A 15,232-nucleotide genomic window follows, 5' to 3' on the forward strand; every position below is an offset into this window, starting at 1 on the left:
CGCTCCCGGCGGGCCGGGGACGCGCCGTTTGCGCGAGCGGTGGCGAGCAGCCCCGGCGCGCCACTGGCCGCGGCCCGCCTGCGCGCCCGGTCAGTGCGACAGGATCTTGTTGAGGAAGTCCTTGGTGCGCGGCTGGCGCGCCTCGGGGTTGCCGAAGAACGCCTCCTTCGGGCAGTCCTCCAGGATCTTGCCGCCGACGTCCATGAAGATGACGCGGTCGCTGACCTTGCGCGCAAAGCCCATCTCGTGCGTGACCACCATCATCGTCATGCCTTCCTGCGCCAGGCCGATCATCACGTCCAGCACCTCGCCGACCATCTCCGGGTCCAGCGCCGAGGTCGGCTCGTCGAACAGCATCACGATCGGATCCATCGACAGCGCGCGCGCGATCGCCACGCGCTGCTGCTGACCGCCGGAGAGCTGCCCCGGATACTTGTCCTTGTGCGCGATCAGGCCGACGCGCTCCAGATACTTCAGGCCGTGCTTCTTGGCGTCCTCCGGGTTGCGGCCCAGCACCTTGACCTGGGCGAGCGTGAGGTTTTCGGTCACCGTCAGGTGCGGAAACAGCTCGAAGTGCTGGAACACCATGCCGACCTGGCTGCGCAGCCTGGGCAGGTTGGTCTTGGGGTCGTGCACCGGCTGGCCGTTGACCCAGATCTCGCCCTTCTGGATCGGCTCCAGCGCGTTGATGGTCTTGATCAGCGTCGATTTGCCGGAGCCCGACGGCCCGCAAACCACCACCACCTCGCCCTTGCGGATCGCGGTGGAGCAGTCGTGGAGCACCTGCACGGCGCCGTACCACTTCGACACGTTCTTCAGTTCGATCATCGGTCGTTCCATGACGACTCCTTCGGTGTGCGGTGGGGCGGCGTGCGGCCTGGGGCGGGGCGCCGGGCCGCGCGTGGCCCCGGATGGGGGTTCAACGGATGATGGCGATGCGCGCGTGCAGGCGCTTGACCAGCGCCGACAGCGTGTAGCAGATGACGAAATAGACCACCGCGGCGGCCAGGTACGCCTCGATCGGGCGGCCATGGTTCTTGCCGGCGATCTCGAAGCCCTTCAGCAGGTCATAGGCGCCAATCGCATAGACCAGCGAGGTGTCCTGGAACAAGATGATGGTCTGCGTCAGGAACACCGGCAGCATGTTGCGAAACGCCTGCGGCAGGATGACGAAGCGCATGTTCTGCCCATAGGTCAGGCCCAGCGCCTGGCCGGCGTAAACCTGCCCGCGCGGGATCGACTGGATGCCGGCGCGCACGATCTCGCTGAAGTAGGCGGCCTCGAACGCGATGAAGGTGATCACCGCCGACAGCTCCGCGCCGATCGGCCGGCCGATGATCAACGGCACCAGCAGGAAGAACCACAGGATCACCATCACCAGCGGGATGCTGCGCATGCCGTTGACATAGACGGTGGCCGGCAGCGCCAGCCACGGCCGGCCCGACAGGCGCATCAGCGCCAGCAGCGTGCCCAGCGCGATGCCGCCGAGCGTGGCCACCACCGTCAGCATCACGCTGAACTGCAGCCCCTTCCAGACAAACGGGCCGATGACGTCCCAGCGGTAGAACGACCAGTCGAGGTTGGCCAGCATGGTCAGTGCCCCCCCGCGCCGCCGGCGGCGATGAAGCCCGGCACGCGCACGCGCCGCTCGATGAAGGCCATCAGCCGGTTGATCGCGAACGCCGACACCACGTACAGCGCGGTGACCGCGAGATAGATCTCGATGCCGCGCGCGGTCTCCTCCTGCGCCTGCATGGCGAACATCGTCAGCTCCGCCACCGACACCGCAAACGCCACTGACGAGTTTTTGAACACGTTCATTGCCTCGCTGGTCAGCGGCGGGATGATGATGCGAAACGCCATTGGCAGCAGCACGTAGCGATACGCCTGCGCCTGCGTCAAGCCCAGCGCCAGCGCCGCGTGGCGCTGCCCGCGCGGCAGCGACAGGATGCCGCTCTTGACCTGCTCGGCAATGCGCGCCGAGGTGAACAGGCCCAGCGCCACCACCACCAGCACGAACCCTGAGACGCCTTTGAGCGGCGGCACCAGCGCCGGGATCACGTGGTACCAGAGGAAGATCTGCACCAGCAGCGGAATGTTGCGGAACAGCTCCACCCACGCGTTGCCCAGCCGCACGAGCCACGGGCTTGTGGGCAGCGTGCGCAGCGTGCCGACGGCGCTGCCGACCAGCAGCGCCAGCAGCAGCGCCAACACCGACACCGATACCGTCCAGCCCCACGCCGACAGCATCCACTCCAGGTACGTGATGTCGCCGCCCTGGCCGAAGCAGCGCGGCTGCACCTCGCGCGTGAGGGTGTCCTCACAGAAGACTTGCCAGTCCCATTGCATGATCAACTCCGGCGAAGCCAAAAAACAACCCCCGGCGCGCCGCTGAAGGCGCCCGGGGTCGTGCGTCGCGGCGGCGTCTCAGGCCGTCACTTGGCCTGGTACGCCTCCATCGGGCGGTCGTTCGGGTTGGCGATGGCGGCCTTGAGCGCCTCGCTCATCGGCATGTTCATGCGCACGCCGTTGGGCGGGGTCGGCTGCATGAACCACTTATCGTAGATCTTGGCGAGTTCCCCGGACTTCATCATCGCGATGATGGAGTCGTCCACCGCCTTCTTGAACGCCGGGTCGTCCTTGCGGAACATGATGGCGATCGGCTCGACGCTGAGCACCTCGCCAACGATCTTGAAGTCGGCCGGGTTCTTGGAGCGCGCGATCAGCCCGGCCAGCAGCGAGCCGTCCATCACGAAGGCGTCGGCGCGGCCCGACTCCAGCAGCAGGAAGCTGTCGGCGTGATCCTTGCCGAACACCTCCTTGAAGTCCACGCCGCCGGCGCGCTCGTGGCGGCGCAGCGTCTGCACCGAGGTGGTGCCGGTGGTGGTGGCCACCGTCTTGCCGTTCAAGTCCTTGATCGAGTTGATGCCCGAGTTGGCCTTGACCGCGATGCGCACCTCTTCGATGAAGGTGGTGACGGCAAAAGCCACGTCACGCTGGCGCGCCTGGTTGTTGGTGGTGGAGCCGCACTCGATATCGACCGTGCCGTTTTGCACCAGCGGGATGCGGTTCTGCGAGGTCACTGGCTGGTATTTGATGTCCAGCTTGGCCAGGCCGAGCTGCTTTTGGATGTCGGCCAGCACCCGCTGGCAGATTTCCACATGGTAGCCGGTGTATTTGCCATCGCCCAGCGTGTAGGACAGCACGCCCGACGATTCGCGCACCCCCATGGTGACCGAGCCGGTGGACTTGATCTTGGCCAGGGTGTCGGCTTGGGCAGCGGTGGCCGCCAAAGCCGCCAGGGCCAGCGCCAGCACAGACGTTTTCATGCTGCGATCCTTTCTCGGAGGTTAAGGAAGTGGGCCGATCTTACTACCGGCTGCGGTTGCCGAGGCCGCATCGGTAACGTTAGGTGGCGCCAGCGGGCCTGCGCCGCGCGCCACGCTCTCCCACAGCTGCTGCGCCGCGGGTTTGAGGGGACGGTGGCGCGCGCGGTAGAGGTGAATGTCCAGCTCGGCGTGCCACAGCGGCGCTGAGCCGGCGGCCACCAGCCGGCCATCGGCCAAGGCGGGCTGCACGGCGCTGATCGGCAAAAACGCCACGCCGTGACCTTCGATGGCCATGGCCTTGAGGCTTTCGGCCATGTCGGTTTCATACACCCGCTCCAGGTGCGCCGGTTGCCGCGCCTGGCGCAGCAGCCACTCCACCACCCGCGCCAGATACGCCCCTGGCGCATAAGCCAGGTAAGGCACCGGCGCGCGCGCCGAGCCGGGCAGGCGCATCTGCGGTTGGCCGTCCGGGCCGGGGCGGCAAAACGGCGCCACCACCTCGCGGCCCAGCGGCAGCATTTCGACGCGTTCGGCATCCAGTTCCAAGGGTTGGCTGGGGTGGCGATAAGCCAGCAGCAGGTCGCAGCCGCCTTCGGCGAAGCGCAACACGGCGTCGTGCACATTGAGCGCCACCAGCCGCGTCTTGATTTTGCCCAGGCGGGCGCGCAGCTGCGACAGCCACATCGGCACGAACGTAAACGCCAACGTATGCGGCACCGCCAGTTCCACCGTGTCGTGGGCCGCGCTGCGGTGCTGGCGCAGCAGCGCGCGCGTGGTGTGCAGCTGCTGCAGCATTTCCAACGCCTGCGCGTGCAGCGTGCGGCCGGCCTCGGTCAGCCGCGTCGGGTACGAGCTGCGATCCACCAGATCGACGCCGGCCCAGGCCTCCAGCGCCTGGATGCGGCGCGAGAACGCCGGCTGCGTCACGTGGCGCAGCTGCGCCGCGCGGCTGAAGCTGCCGGTCTGGGCCAGTGCCACGAAGTCCTCCAGCCACTTGGTTTCCATGCCGTGCTCCGTCGGGGTCGTCCGGCGGCCTCAGGCGCCGTTGTGCGCGCGGTGCTGCAGCGCCCACAGCCGCGCGTAGGCGCCGCCGCGCGCCAGCAGCTCGGCGTGCGTGCCGCGCTCCACCACGCGCCCGCCGTCGAGCACGACGATCTCGTGCGCCTCCACCACGGTGGAGAGCCGGTGCGCGATCACCAGCGTCGTGCGCCGCTCGCTCAGGCGCCGCAGCTCGGCCTGGATGGCGCGCTCGCTGGCCGAATCCAGCGCCGAGGTGGCCTCGTCCAGCACCAGGATCGGCGGGTTCTTCAGCAGCGTGCGGGCGATCGCGACGCGCTGCTTTTCGCCGCCGGAGAGCTTGAGCCCCCGCTCGCCGACCACCGTCTGCCAGCCCTGCGGCAGGCTTTCGATGAAGTCCAGGATGTGCGCGGCGCGCGCCGCCTCGCGCACCTCGTCGAAGCTGGCGTCGGGCCGCCCGTAGCGGATGTTGACCTCGAGGGTGTCGTTGAACAGCACGGTGTCCTGCGGCACGATGCCGATGGCGCGGCGCAGGCTGTCCTGCGTCAGCGTGCGGATGTCGTGGCCATCGACCGTGATGCGGCCGCCGTCGACGTCGTAGAAACGAAACAGCAGCCGCGCCAGCGTGGATTTGCCGGCCCCCGACGCCCCCACCACCGCCACCGTGCGCCCCGGCGGAATCACCAGATCGACCCCGTGCAGAATCGGGCGCGCCGGCTCGTAGCCGAAGCGCACGTCCTCGAAGCGCACCTCGGGTGCGTGGCGCAGTTGCAGCGGTCGGGCATCCGGCGCGTCGGTGACCTCCGGCGCGCGATCCAGCAGCGCGAACAGGCGCCCGAGGTCGGTCAGGCTCTGGCGGATCTCGCGGTACAGCACCCCCAGGAAGTTCAGCGGCAGGTAGAGCTGGATGAGGAAGGCGTTGATCATCACCAGGTCGCCCAGCGTCAGCTCGCCGCGCAGCACGCCGTGCGTGGCGCGCCACAGCAGCGCCACCAGCGCCGCGGCGATGATGAGCTGCTGGCCGGCGTTGAGCAGCGACAGCGACAGTTGCGTGCGCGCGCGGGCGCGCGCCAGCCGCTGCAGGCTGTCGTCGTAGCGGCGCGCCTCCCACGCCTCGTTGTTGAAGTATTTGACGGTCTCGTAGTTCAGCAAGGCATCGACCGCGCGCGCGCTGCTGGCCGACTCCAGCTCGTTCATCTGGCGCCGGATTACCGTGCGCCACTGCGTCATGCGCACCGTGAACAGCACATACAGCCCCAGCGCCGCGGCGGTGATGGCGGCGTAGCCGAGGTCGAAGCGCCACGCCAGCAGCGCCAGCACCAGCGCCACCTCGATCAGCGTCGGCGCCACGCTGTAGAGCGCATACGACACCAGCGACTGCAGCGCGCGCGTGCCGCGCTCCAGGTCGCGCGTCAGCCCCCCGGTCTGGCGCTCCAGGTGAAAGCGCAGCCCCAGCCCGTGCAGATGCTCGAACACGCGCAGCGCCAGCGCCCGCGTGGCGCCCTCGGTGGCACGCAGCATCACCAGCTCGCGCAGCTCGGCCAGCAGCGCGCTGCACCAGCGCAACAGCCCGTAGGCCACCACCAGCGCGGCCGGCGCCAGCACCAGCGCCGTGCCCTGCGTGCCGAGGCCCAGCAGCGGCGTCAGCGCATCGACCAGGGCCTTGAGCAGCAGCGGCACGCCCACGGTGGCCAGCTTGGCCGCCACCATCAGCGCCAGCGCCAGCGCCACCCGGCCACGCCAGCGCCACAGGTACGGCAGCAGCCGGCGCAGCGTGCGCGCATCCTCGCCCCGATCCGGCGCGGCAGAGGCGGGCGCTGCGGCTGCCGGCCACGGCATCGTTCGTTCACGCCTCATCGACGACAATCACGCGAATGGAAACGAAGTCCTCAATGCTACCGCCCGCCCCGACGGGCGCGCTGCCGCAGGATCGCGCCCTGGTGCTGCGCGTCATCCCGATGCCCGCCGATGTCAACGCCAACGGCGATATTTTTGGCGGTTGGGTCATGGCGCAAGTCGATCTGGCCGGCTCGGTGCTGCCGGTGCGCCAGTTTGGCGGGCGCTTTGCCACGGTGGCGGTCAACCAGTTTGTGTTCAAGCAGCCGGTCAAGGTCGGCGATTTGCTGAGCTTTTACGCCCACATCGAGCGCGTGGGCAACACATCGGTGACGGTGCAAGTGGAAGTGTGGGCCGAGCGCCAGCGGGCTCACTACGAATGCGTCAAGGTCACCGAGGCCACGCTGACCTACGTGGCCATCGACGACCAGGGACGCCCGCGCCCGTTGCCGCGGGGCGAGGCGGCGCCTGCATCTTGATGGCCTTGGGCCTCGCCTTGGCCGTGTCGGCCCTAAGCGTAGGGCGGGCCCAGGGCCAACGCCAAAAAAAGACCACCGCAGGGAAGCCTGGGTGGCCGAATCCATCAGGACGTCGTTGGGATCGAGCCTGTCGCCATGGCTTGCCAGAGCCCCCCTCGATTCCGCTGGCGCGGAAGCCGAGGGGCGGGTAGCGTGTGACAGCGCTCGATGCCGATTGTCGGCTTAACGCGGTCGGCTGCCTATCCCCTGTTTGGGGGAGTTACGGGTGTTCGCCTGATCGGCCCCAGCGCCGCCCCACCCACGCCACCAGCGCCAGCGCCGGCAGGCCCAGCAGTGTCGTCAGCACAAAGAAGCCTGGGTAGCCCAACGCATCCACCAGCGCGCCGGCGTAGCCGCCCAGCGCCTTGGGCAGCAGCGTCATCAGCGAGCTGAAGATCGCATATTGCGCGGCGGTGAAGCGCACCTGCGTCAGGCTGGAGAGAAACGCGACGAAGGCCGCGCTGGCCAACCCCGCCGCCAGGTTGTCCGCCGCCACCACCGCGTACAGCCCCCAGCGCACCGGCCCGGCCAGTGCCAGCGCGACGAAACCGAGGTTGGTCAGCGCCGCCAGCAGCGCTCCCCAGCCCAGCGCGCGCAGCACGCCCAGCCGCGTGGCCAGCACCCCGCCGACGAAGCCGCCGGCGATGCTGACGACGACGCCGAAGGTCTTGACCGCGGCGGCGATGTCCGGCTTGGCAAAGCCCAGGTCTTGGTAGAAGACGTTGGAGATCACGCCGAGCACGATGTCGGCGATGCGGTAGGTGCCGATCAGCGCCAGCAGCAGCGCGGCGTCGCGCACGCCGTGGCGCGCGAAGAACGCGCGCACCGGCTCGACCCACGTCTCGCGCGCCGCCGCGCGGCTTGCGAGCCCCGCGCGCACCAGCAGCGCGCCGACGCCGAACGCCGCCGCCAGCGCCGCGCTGAGGCGCAGCGCCTCCAGCAGCAGCGCCGGCAGGGCCGACAGGCCGCTCCAGCCAAGCCGCGTGTACCCCGCGCCGACGCCCCAGAACACCGCCACGAACGCCGCCACTGCCAGCAGGAACACCGCCAGCAGCCGCGCGTGGCCGCCGGCTGGCGCGGCGCCGGCCGCGGCGCTCACCGGCGGCTCCGGGGCCAGCAGCGTCGTCAGCACGCCCAGCAGCATCGCCGCCGCCGCCGCCGCGTAGGCCGCAGCCCACGCCTCATAGGCGTAGGCGCCCTTGGCCGAGCCCCACGCCGCGGCCAGGAACAGCACGCCGGCGCCGCTGACCACCATGCCGAGCCGGTAGCCGGCCACGTAGGCCGCCGCCAACAGCCCCTGCCGCTCGGGCGGCGCCAGCTCGATGCGGTAGGCATCGATGACGATGTCCTGCGTGGCCGAGGCGAACCCCAGCAGCACCGCGAACGCCGCCATGCGCACCAGCGCCGCGCTGCCGGCGGCCGGATCGGTGGCGGCCATGCCGAGGATGGCGCCGATGACGCCCAGCTGCGCCAGCAGCAGCCAGCCGCGCCGCCGCCCCAGCCGCGCGGTCAGCCCCGGCAGCGGCAGCCGGTCCACCAGCGGCGCCCAAACGAACTTGAACGAGTAGGCCAGCGCCGCCCAGCTGAAGAACGTCACCGCGCGCCGCTCGACGCCGGCCTCGCCGAGCCACAGCGACAGCGACGAGAAGATCAGCAGCAGCGGCAGCCCGGCGGCAAAGCCCAGCGCCAGCATCACCAGCACGCGCGCGTCGCGCAGCAGGCGCCACCATGGCTCGCGCGCGGCGGCGGGGCGGGGGGCGGGGTCGTCGAGGGCGAGCATCGGGCGGTGACGGACGGTTGCGCGGCGCAACGCTTCGTCACGCACGCGGTTGGCAATTGTGCCTATCATGCGCGCATGTGCTGGATGTGCATGCTCAAGGGGCCTTGGGCCAGCCGGCGCGGGTTTTTGCGCGCCAGCGGCGCGGCCGCCGCCGCGTGGACGCTGTCGCCGGCGGCGGCGCAGGTGGAGGTGGGGCCGCCCTCTTCGTTGCGGCGCTTGGTGCCAGCCGCCCAGCTGGAGGCGGCGGCGGCGCAACAGTATGCGCAGGTGCTGGCGCAAGCGCGGGCCCAAGGGGCGCTGGCGCCGGACGACCATCCGCAGCTGCGCCGGCTGCGCGCGATCGCCCAGCGGCTGGTGCCGCATACGCTGCCGTGGAACGAGCGCGCGCGCCAGTGGCGCTGGGAGGTCAACCTGATCGGCAGCAAGCAGATCAACGCCTTCTGCATGCCGGGCGGCAAGATCGCCTTCTTCACCGGCATCCTCGACGAGTTGCGCTTGAGCGACGACGAGGCGGCGATGGTCATGGGCCACGAGATGGCGCACGCGCTGCGCGAGCACGCGCGTTCGCGCATCGCCAAGACGCAGGCCACCGGCCTCGGCCTGTCGCTCGGCGCGCAGCTGCTCGGGCTGGGCGACCTCGGCCGGCTGGCGGCCGACCTGGGCACGCAGCTGCTGACGCTCAAATTCAGCCGCGAAGACGAGACCGAGGCCGACCTGGTTGGGTTGGAGCTGGCCGCGCGCGCCGCCTACGATCCGCGCGCCAGCGTGTCGCTGTGGCAAAAGATGATGCGCGTGGCGGGCAGCCGGGGGCTGGAATTCCTCTCCACCCACCCGAGCGGCCCCAGTCGCATCCGCGAGCTGGAGGCCAACATCCCTAAGGTGGAGGGGCTTTTCGAGCAGGCGCGCCGCGCGGGGTAGCGGCGGCTCGTTGCGCCACGGCCGCGGCCGGTGCTATGCTGCAACATGGTGCAACGAGGAGTCTGCCCCGTGTCCACCTCCGCCGCCATCCGTGTTGCCCGTGCCCGCGAGCGCAAGCGCCGCAGCGGCCTGCGTCTGGTGCAGTTCTGGGTGCCGGATACGCGCCAGCCCGGCTTTGCCGAGATGTGCCGGTAGCAGAGCGTGCGCGTGGCGCAGGCCGACGCGCGCGATGCGGAGCTGGCGCGCTGGATGGACGAGGCCCTGGCCCGGGCGGACGACTGGATCAACTGACCCAGGGCGAGCGCGATGGCGCACCGCGGCGATCTGGTGACGGTGGTGCTGTCGGGCGACTTCGGCAAGCCGCGCCCGGCGCTCGTCATCCAGTCCGACCTGTTCGACACCCACCCGAGCGTCTGCGTGCTGCTCGTCACCGGCACGCTGGTGGAGGCAGCCGCTGCTGCGCATCACCGTCGAGCCGTCGCCGGCCAACGGCCTGCGCAAGACCTCGCAGGTCATGGTCGACAAGGTGATGACGTTGCCGCGCGACAAGCTCGGGCCGGCGTTCGGTCGGCTGGAAGCCGACACGATGCTGCAGGTGGAGCGCTGCCTGGCGCTGTTCCTGGGGATCGCGCGCTGATCAGGTGCCGCCGACGAACGGGTTGTGGCGGCGCTCCTCGCCGAAGGTGCTCTCCGGCCCGTGGCCGGGGATGAAGACGGTGTCGTCGCCCATCGGCCACAGGCGCTGCGTGATGCTGTCGATCAGCTGCTGGTGGTTGCCGCCGGGGAAGTCGGTGCGGCCGATGCTGCCGGCGAACAGCACGTCGCCGACGAAGGCGCGCCGGATCTGCGGCGCATGGAACACCACGTGGCCCGGCGTGTGGCCCGGGCAGTGGCGCACGTGCAGCCGCTCCTGCCCTACGGCGACTTCGTCGCCATCCTCCAGCCAGCGCGTTGGCATGAAGGGTTGGGCTGGCGGAAAGCCAAACAGGCGGCTCTGCTGCGGCAGGCCGTCGATCCAGAACTGGTCGCCGCGATGCGGGCCGACGATCGGCAGGTTCAGCCGCTTGGCCAGCTCGCCAGCGCCGCCGGCGTGGTCGATGTGCGCGTGGGTCAGCCAAATCTGGCGCAGGGCAAGCCCTAGGCGCTCAACTTGGCTCAGCACGGCATCCAAGTCGCCGCCCGGGTCGATCACGGCGGCTTCAAGGGTGGCATCGCACCAGACGAGCGAGCAGTTTTGGGCAAACGCCGTCACCGGGATCGTGGCGTAGCGCAGCATGGGGCCATTGTAGGCGGGGTGGGCCAGGCGCGGCGCGAGAGCAGGGACTGAGATGCGGTCGCGGATGGCGTCACAATCGCAGGCATGGCTCCTGGTCGCGATTTCCTACCTCGCATCGCCCTGGTCACCGGCGCCGGCAGCGGCATTGGACGGGCTTGCGCTCAGGCGTTGCTGGCTGAAGGGTGGACTGTTTGGCTGGCCGGGCGACGCATGCCGGCGTTGCAGGAGACGGCGCGCCTGGCTGGCCAGCCCGCCGCGGCGCGCGCCCATGCGTTCGTCGCCGACGTCGGCGACCCGCAGGACGTGCAGCGCCTGTTCGACGCCATCCGCGCCACCCACGGCCGGCTCGACCTGCTGTTCAACAACGCCGGCATTTTTACGCCGACGGCGGCGCCGGAGGACGTGGCGCTGGAAGACTGGCACCGCTCGGTGCAGACCAACCTCCACGGCGCGTTTTACTGCCTGCGCGCGGCGTTTGCGCTGATGAAATCCCAGCAGCCGCGCGGCGGGCGCATCATCAACAACGGCTCGATCTCGGCGCACGCGCCGCGGCCTGGCTCGATCGCCTACACCGCCACCAAGCACGCCATCACCGGCCTGACCAAGGCCGCGGCGCTGGACGGCCGCGCGTTCGACATCGCGGTCGGCCAGCTCGACATCGGCAACGTGGCCAGCGACATGACCGAGCGCATGGCCGCCGGCGTGCTGCAGGCCGACGGCAGCGTGCGTCCGGAGCCGCGCATGGACATGGACGCCGTGGTGCAGACCTTCATGACGATGGCGCGGCTGCCGCTGCAAGCCAACGTGCTGTTTGCCACCGTCATGGCCACCCAGATGCCGTTTGTGGGGCGCGGCTAGCCGTCCAGCGGCAGCGCGCTGGTGCACTTGACCTCGTCCAGGCAGACGCTGGAGCGCACCCCGTTGACGCCGGGCAGCTGCGCCAGCGTGCCGAGCAGGAAGTCCGACAGCCCCTTGAGGTCGCGCGCCACCACCTTCAGCACGTAGTCGAAGTCGCCGGTGACGGCCCAGCACTCCTGCACCTGGCGCATCGCGCGCACCTGGGCGCGGAAGCGCTCGACCTCGCGGATGTGGCCGCGCTCCATCGTCACGTGCACGAAGGCCGTCACGCCCAGCCCCAGCCGTTGGGCGTCCAGCCGCGCCTCGTAGCGGCGGATCAGGCCGCGCTCCTCCAGCCGGCGGTGGCGCCGGTTGCACTGCGCCGGCGACAGGTGCACCGCCTCGGCCAGCGCCTGGTTGCTGATGCGGCCGTCTTCCTGCAGCCGCGCCAATATGCGGCGATCCACCGCATCCAAGGGTTCGGGCGGGGTCATGCGGGCCTCCTCGGGGTTGAACGCGCAAGATCATTGCATGAATACGGGAAAGTCCGCGCCTTCGACGCAAGCCCATTGCGCCGCCGCGGGCATACGCTGCAGGGGTTCAATCGCGATCACGAGGAGCCGCTGCCATGGCCGACCTGTTCGACAACCCGATGGGGCTGTGCGGATTCGAGTTCGTCGAGTTCGCCGCGCCCACCCCCGGCGTGCTGGAGCCGCTGTTCGAAAAGCTGGGCTTTACCCGCATCGCGCGCCACCGCTCCAAAGACGTGGACCTGTGGCGCCAAGGCGACATCAACTTCATCGTCAACCGCGAGCCGCGCAGCTTGGCCTACTACTTCGCGCAGGAGCACGGCCCCAGCGCCTGCGGGCTGGCGTTTCGCGTCCGTGATGCGCACAAGGCTTACTATCGGGCGCTGGAGCTGGGCGCGCAGCCGATCGACATCCCCGCCGGCCCGATGGAGCTGCGCCTGCCGGCGATCAAGGGCATCGGCGGCGCGCCGCTGTACCTGATCGACCGCTACGAGGACGGCAAGAGTATCTACGACATCGATTTCGAGTTCCTGCCGGGCTACGAGGATCCGGCGCGCCGCCACCCGGTCGGCCACGGCTTCAAGCTCATCGACCACCTCACGCACAACGTCTATCGGGGCCGCATGGCCTACTGGGCGCAGTGGTACCAGCGCCTGTTCAACTTCCGCGAGATCCGCTACTTCGACATCCAGGGCGAGTACACGGGCCTGAAGAGCCGTGCGATGACCGCCCCCGACGGCCTGATCCGCATTCCGCTGAACGAGGAGGGCGGCAGCGGCGGCCAGATCGAGGAATTCCTGCTGCAGTTCAACGGCGAGGGCATCCAGCACATCGCGCTGCGGACCGACGACCTGCTGGCCAGCGTGGACGCGCTGCAGATGGCCGGCGTGCCGCTGATGAGCGCGCCCAACGACATCTACTACGCGATGCTGGAGGAGCGCCTGCCCGGCCATGGCGAGCCGGTGGCCGAGCTGCAGGCGCGCGGCATCCTGCTCGACGGCTCCACCGCGGGGGGTGAGAAGCGCCTGCTGCTGCAGATCTTCAGCCAGCCGCTGCTCGGGCCGGTGTTCTTCGAGTTCATCCAGCGCAAGAACGACGAGGGCTTCGGCGAAGGCAACTTCAAGGCCCTGTTCGAAAGCCTGGAGCGCGACCAGATCCGCCGCGGCACGCTGAAAGTTGCGGCGGCGCAGCCGCAGCCGGCCTGAAGCGCCGGCGCCTCCCCGCCCCCCGCCAGGAGAACCCACGATGCCGACCCCGAAGCTCGACGGCGCCGCGCTGCAGGAGGCGCTGGCCGCCCTGCCGGCCTGGACGTTCGACCCGGCCCGCCACGCCATCCGCCGCGCGCTGCGCTTTGCGGACTTTAACGCGGCGTTTGCCTTCATGACGCGCGTGGCGCTGCAGGCCGAACGGGCCGACCACCACCCGGAGTGGCGCAACGTCTTCAACCGCGTCGAAATCGTGCTCACCACCCACGACGCCGGTGGCCTCACCGAGCGGGACCTGGCGCTGGCGCGCTTCATCGACGCCGCGGCCGCCGCGCTGGGCGGACGGCCCGCCTGAGCCGCGCCGCCGTCCGTCCACCCGCCCGTCGCGGCACGGGCGCAGCGAGGAGACCTGCATCATGACCGCCGAGGCCGTCACGCTGCACGGCTGGGCCGCCGGCGAGGCCGGCCGCCCGGCCAGCCCGGACTGGACCATCCCGCAGGACTGGGCGTCCTACACGCCCGAGGAGCACGCCACTTGGGCGAAGCTGTACCGGCGCCAGGCGGCCCTGCTGCCAGGGCGCGCCTGCGCCGCCTTCCTCGAAGGGCTGCGCCGCCTGCCGATCGAGCCGGATCGCATCCCGGACTTCGAGCGCTTGTCCGAAGTGCTGATGCGCCACACCGGCTGGCAGGTGGTGGCCGTGCCGGGGCTGGTGCCCGAGGAGGTGTTCTTCGACCACCTGGCCCACCGGCGTTTTCCGGCCGGGCGGTTCATCCGGCGCGCCGACCAGTTGGACTATCTGCAAGAGCCCGATGTCTTTCACGACGTCTTTGGCCATGTGCCGATGCTGATGCACCCGGTCATGGCGGACTTCATCCAGGCCTACGGACACGGCGGCCTGCGCGCGCAGCGGCTGGGCGCGCTGGACATGCTGGCCCGCGTCTACTGGTACACCGTCGAGTTCGGCCTCGTGCGCGAGGGCGGGGCGTTGCGCATCCTGGGCGCCGGCATCGTCTCCTCGGCGGCCGAAAGCGTGTTCTGCCTCGAGTCGCCGAGCCCCAACCGGGTGGGTTTCTGCCTCGAGCGCGTCATGCGCACGCGCTACCGCATCGACGATTTCCAGCAGACCTACTTCGTGTTCGAGCGGCTGGAGGATCTGCTGCGCCTGGCCGAGATTGACTTTGCGCCGCTCTATGAGCGGGTGGCGGCCCTGCCGGCGTTGGCGCCCGATGCGCTGCTGCCGGATGACGACGTGGTGACGCGCGGCGACGGCCGCTGGCACCGCGGGCGCGCGGCCCCGGCGGCCTAAGGCTCGCCCAGGCGCGGTGGCGCTTCCCTTATCCGGGCGAGCGCCGGCCAGCGGCGGCGTGGTGCACAATCGTCGTCACACATTCCGCAACCCGCTCTGGCAGCAAAGGCACTCCTTCCCATGGCTTCCGTCAACAAAGTCATTCTGATCGGCAACTGCGGCCGCGACCCCGAGATCCGCTACCTCCCCTCCGGCCAGCCGGTGGCCAGCGTCAGCATCGCCACCTCCAGCCGGCGCAAGGATCGCAACACCGGCGAGCTGGTTGAAGACACCCAATGGCACCGCGTCACCTTCTACGATCGGCTGGCCGAAATCGCCGGGGAATACCTGCGCAAGGGACGTCCGGTTTACGTCGAGGGCCGGCTGAAATACGGCAAATACACCGGGCAGGACGGCGTCGAGCGCAACACGGTGGACATCATCGCCACCGAGCTGCAGCTGCTCGGCAGCCGCGACGGTGCGAGCGCCCCGCTGGAAGAAGGCGCCGCCCCCGTGCCGCGCGCCGCTGCCCCGGCCCGTCCGGCCTCGGCGCCGCGCGCCGCCGCCACCCCCGCTCCGGCGGCCAGCGGCTTTGAGGACATGGACGACGACATCCCTTTTTGACGGAGCGCAGGCGATGCGCGCCGCCATCGCCTTGGCTTAGGGCCATAGCCTGGTGGGGGCGCCATGAACGATGGGG

The 15,232-nt window shown here is 70.1% G+C and carries 17 protein-coding genes and 1 pseudogene; 9 read left to right on the plus strand and 9 right to left on the minus strand.

Annotated features, from left to right (window positions below; all coding sequences use genetic code 11):
- Window positions 1–90: 90 nt before the first annotated feature.
- From Talka_RS07785 to Talka_RS07810, 6 genes are all read right to left on the minus strand, one after another.
- On the minus strand, window positions 91–828 hold the full coding sequence (locus tag Talka_RS07785) for an amino acid ABC transporter ATP-binding protein (RefSeq protein WP_143890606.1): 738 nt from the start codon (window positions 826–828) through the stop codon (window positions 91–93).
- 91 nt (window positions 829–919) lie between these two features.
- Window positions 920–1,591 carry an amino acid ABC transporter permease gene (locus Talka_RS07790; RefSeq protein WP_143890556.1) on the minus strand — a complete coding sequence of 224 codons (672 nt, stop codon included), beginning with the start codon at window positions 1,589–1,591 and terminating at the stop codon, window positions 920–922.
- A gap of 2 nt (window positions 1,592–1,593) precedes the next feature.
- Entirely contained in the window at window positions 1,594–2,349 is a 756-nt protein-coding gene (locus Talka_RS07795; protein ID WP_143890557.1) for an amino acid ABC transporter permease, read from the minus strand.
- 86 nt (window positions 2,350–2,435) lie between these two features.
- Window positions 2,436–3,329 carry an amino acid ABC transporter substrate-binding protein gene (locus Talka_RS07800; RefSeq protein WP_143890558.1) on the minus strand — a complete coding sequence of 298 codons (894 nt, stop codon included), beginning with the start codon at window positions 3,327–3,329 and terminating at the stop codon, window positions 2,436–2,438.
- Between the two features lie 21 nt (window positions 3,330–3,350).
- Entirely contained in the window at window positions 3,351–4,334 is a 984-nt protein-coding gene (locus Talka_RS07805; RefSeq protein WP_143890559.1) for a LysR family transcriptional regulator, read from the minus strand.
- A 30-nt stretch (window positions 4,335–4,364) separates the two neighbouring features.
- Entirely contained in the window at window positions 4,365–6,203 is a 1,839-nt protein-coding gene (locus tag Talka_RS07810) for an ABCB family ABC transporter ATP-binding protein/permease (RefSeq protein ID WP_143890560.1), read from the minus strand.
- A 35-nt stretch (window positions 6,204–6,238) separates the two neighbouring features.
- Between Talka_RS07810 and Talka_RS07815 the strand changes: the two genes are divergently transcribed.
- Window positions 6,239–6,661 carry an acyl-CoA thioesterase gene (locus Talka_RS07815; protein ID WP_246100619.1) on the plus strand — a complete coding sequence of 141 codons (423 nt, stop codon included), beginning with the start codon at window positions 6,239–6,241 and terminating at the stop codon, window positions 6,659–6,661.
- 259 nt (window positions 6,662–6,920) lie between these two features.
- Here Talka_RS07815 and Talka_RS07820 read toward each other — a convergent pair whose 3' ends face one another.
- On the minus strand, window positions 6,921–8,480 hold the full coding sequence (locus Talka_RS07820) for an AmpG family muropeptide MFS transporter (protein ID WP_185970101.1): 1,560 nt from the start codon (window positions 8,478–8,480) through the stop codon (window positions 6,921–6,923).
- Between the two features lie 84 nt (window positions 8,481–8,564).
- Here Talka_RS07820 and Talka_RS07825 point away from each other — a divergent pair, with 84 nt between their 5' ends.
- The 3 genes and pseudogenes from Talka_RS07825 to Talka_RS07835 all read left to right on the plus strand — a co-directional run bounded on the left by Talka_RS07825 (window position 8,565) and on the right by Talka_RS07835 (window position 10,035).
- Window positions 8,565–9,398, plus strand: coding sequence for a M48 family metallopeptidase (locus tag Talka_RS07825; protein WP_425472654.1), 834 nt, complete (start codon window positions 8,565–8,567; stop codon window positions 9,396–9,398).
- Window positions 9,399–9,467: 69 nt separating this feature from the next.
- Complete coding sequence (locus tag Talka_RS11995) at window positions 9,468–9,593, plus strand: antitoxin MazE-like protein (RefSeq protein WP_246100621.1); 126 nt, start codon at window positions 9,468–9,470, stop codon at window positions 9,591–9,593.
- Window positions 9,594–9,704: 111 nt separating this feature from the next.
- Window positions 9,705–10,035, plus strand: a pseudogene (locus Talka_RS07835) (type II toxin-antitoxin system PemK/MazF family toxin).
- On the opposite strand, the gene Talka_RS07840 reads toward Talka_RS07835, so the two are convergent.
- Complete coding sequence (locus Talka_RS07840) at window positions 10,036–10,674, minus strand: MBL fold metallo-hydrolase (RefSeq protein WP_143890563.1); 639 nt, start codon at window positions 10,672–10,674, stop codon at window positions 10,036–10,038.
- A gap of 84 nt (window positions 10,675–10,758) precedes the next feature.
- Here Talka_RS07840 and Talka_RS07845 point away from each other — a divergent pair, with 84 nt between their 5' ends.
- Window positions 10,759–11,532 (plus strand): SDR family oxidoreductase, encoded by a 774-nt coding sequence (locus tag Talka_RS07845; protein WP_143890564.1) that lies wholly within the window; start codon window positions 10,759–10,761, stop codon window positions 11,530–11,532.
- Here the strand turns inward: Talka_RS07845 and Talka_RS07850 are convergent.
- The gene (locus Talka_RS07850; RefSeq protein ID WP_143890565.1) at window positions 11,529–12,005 is read right to left on the minus strand and encodes an Lrp/AsnC family transcriptional regulator; all 477 of its coding nucleotides are present in this window, start codon (window positions 12,003–12,005) and stop codon (window positions 11,529–11,531) included. The genes Talka_RS07845 and Talka_RS07850 overlap by 4 nt on opposite strands.
- 134 nt (window positions 12,006–12,139) lie before the next feature.
- Between Talka_RS07850 and hppD the strand changes: the two genes are divergently transcribed.
- The 4 genes from hppD (at window position 12,140) to Talka_RS07870 (ending at window position 15,156) form a co-directional block, all read left to right on the plus strand.
- On the plus strand, window positions 12,140–13,246 hold the full coding sequence (hppD, locus tag Talka_RS07855) for a 4-hydroxyphenylpyruvate dioxygenase (protein WP_143890566.1): 1,107 nt from the start codon (window positions 12,140–12,142) through the stop codon (window positions 13,244–13,246).
- A gap of 40 nt (window positions 13,247–13,286) precedes the next feature.
- On the plus strand, window positions 13,287–13,601 hold the full coding sequence (locus Talka_RS07860; RefSeq protein WP_143890567.1) for a 4a-hydroxytetrahydrobiopterin dehydratase: 315 nt from the start codon (window positions 13,287–13,289) through the stop codon (window positions 13,599–13,601).
- 61 nt (window positions 13,602–13,662) lie between these two features.
- On the plus strand, window positions 13,663–14,553 hold the full coding sequence (gene phhA / locus Talka_RS07865) for a phenylalanine 4-monooxygenase (RefSeq protein ID WP_143890568.1): 891 nt from the start codon (window positions 13,663–13,665) through the stop codon (window positions 14,551–14,553).
- Between the two features lie 120 nt (window positions 14,554–14,673).
- Complete coding sequence (locus Talka_RS07870) at window positions 14,674–15,156, plus strand: single-stranded DNA-binding protein (RefSeq protein ID WP_143890569.1); 483 nt, start codon at window positions 14,674–14,676, stop codon at window positions 15,154–15,156.
- Window positions 15,157–15,232: the final 76 nt, after the last annotated feature.

Source organism: Tepidimonas alkaliphilus (assembly GCF_007556595.1).
Lineage (GTDB): Bacteria > Pseudomonadota > Gammaproteobacteria > Burkholderiales > Burkholderiaceae_C > Tepidimonas > Tepidimonas alkaliphila.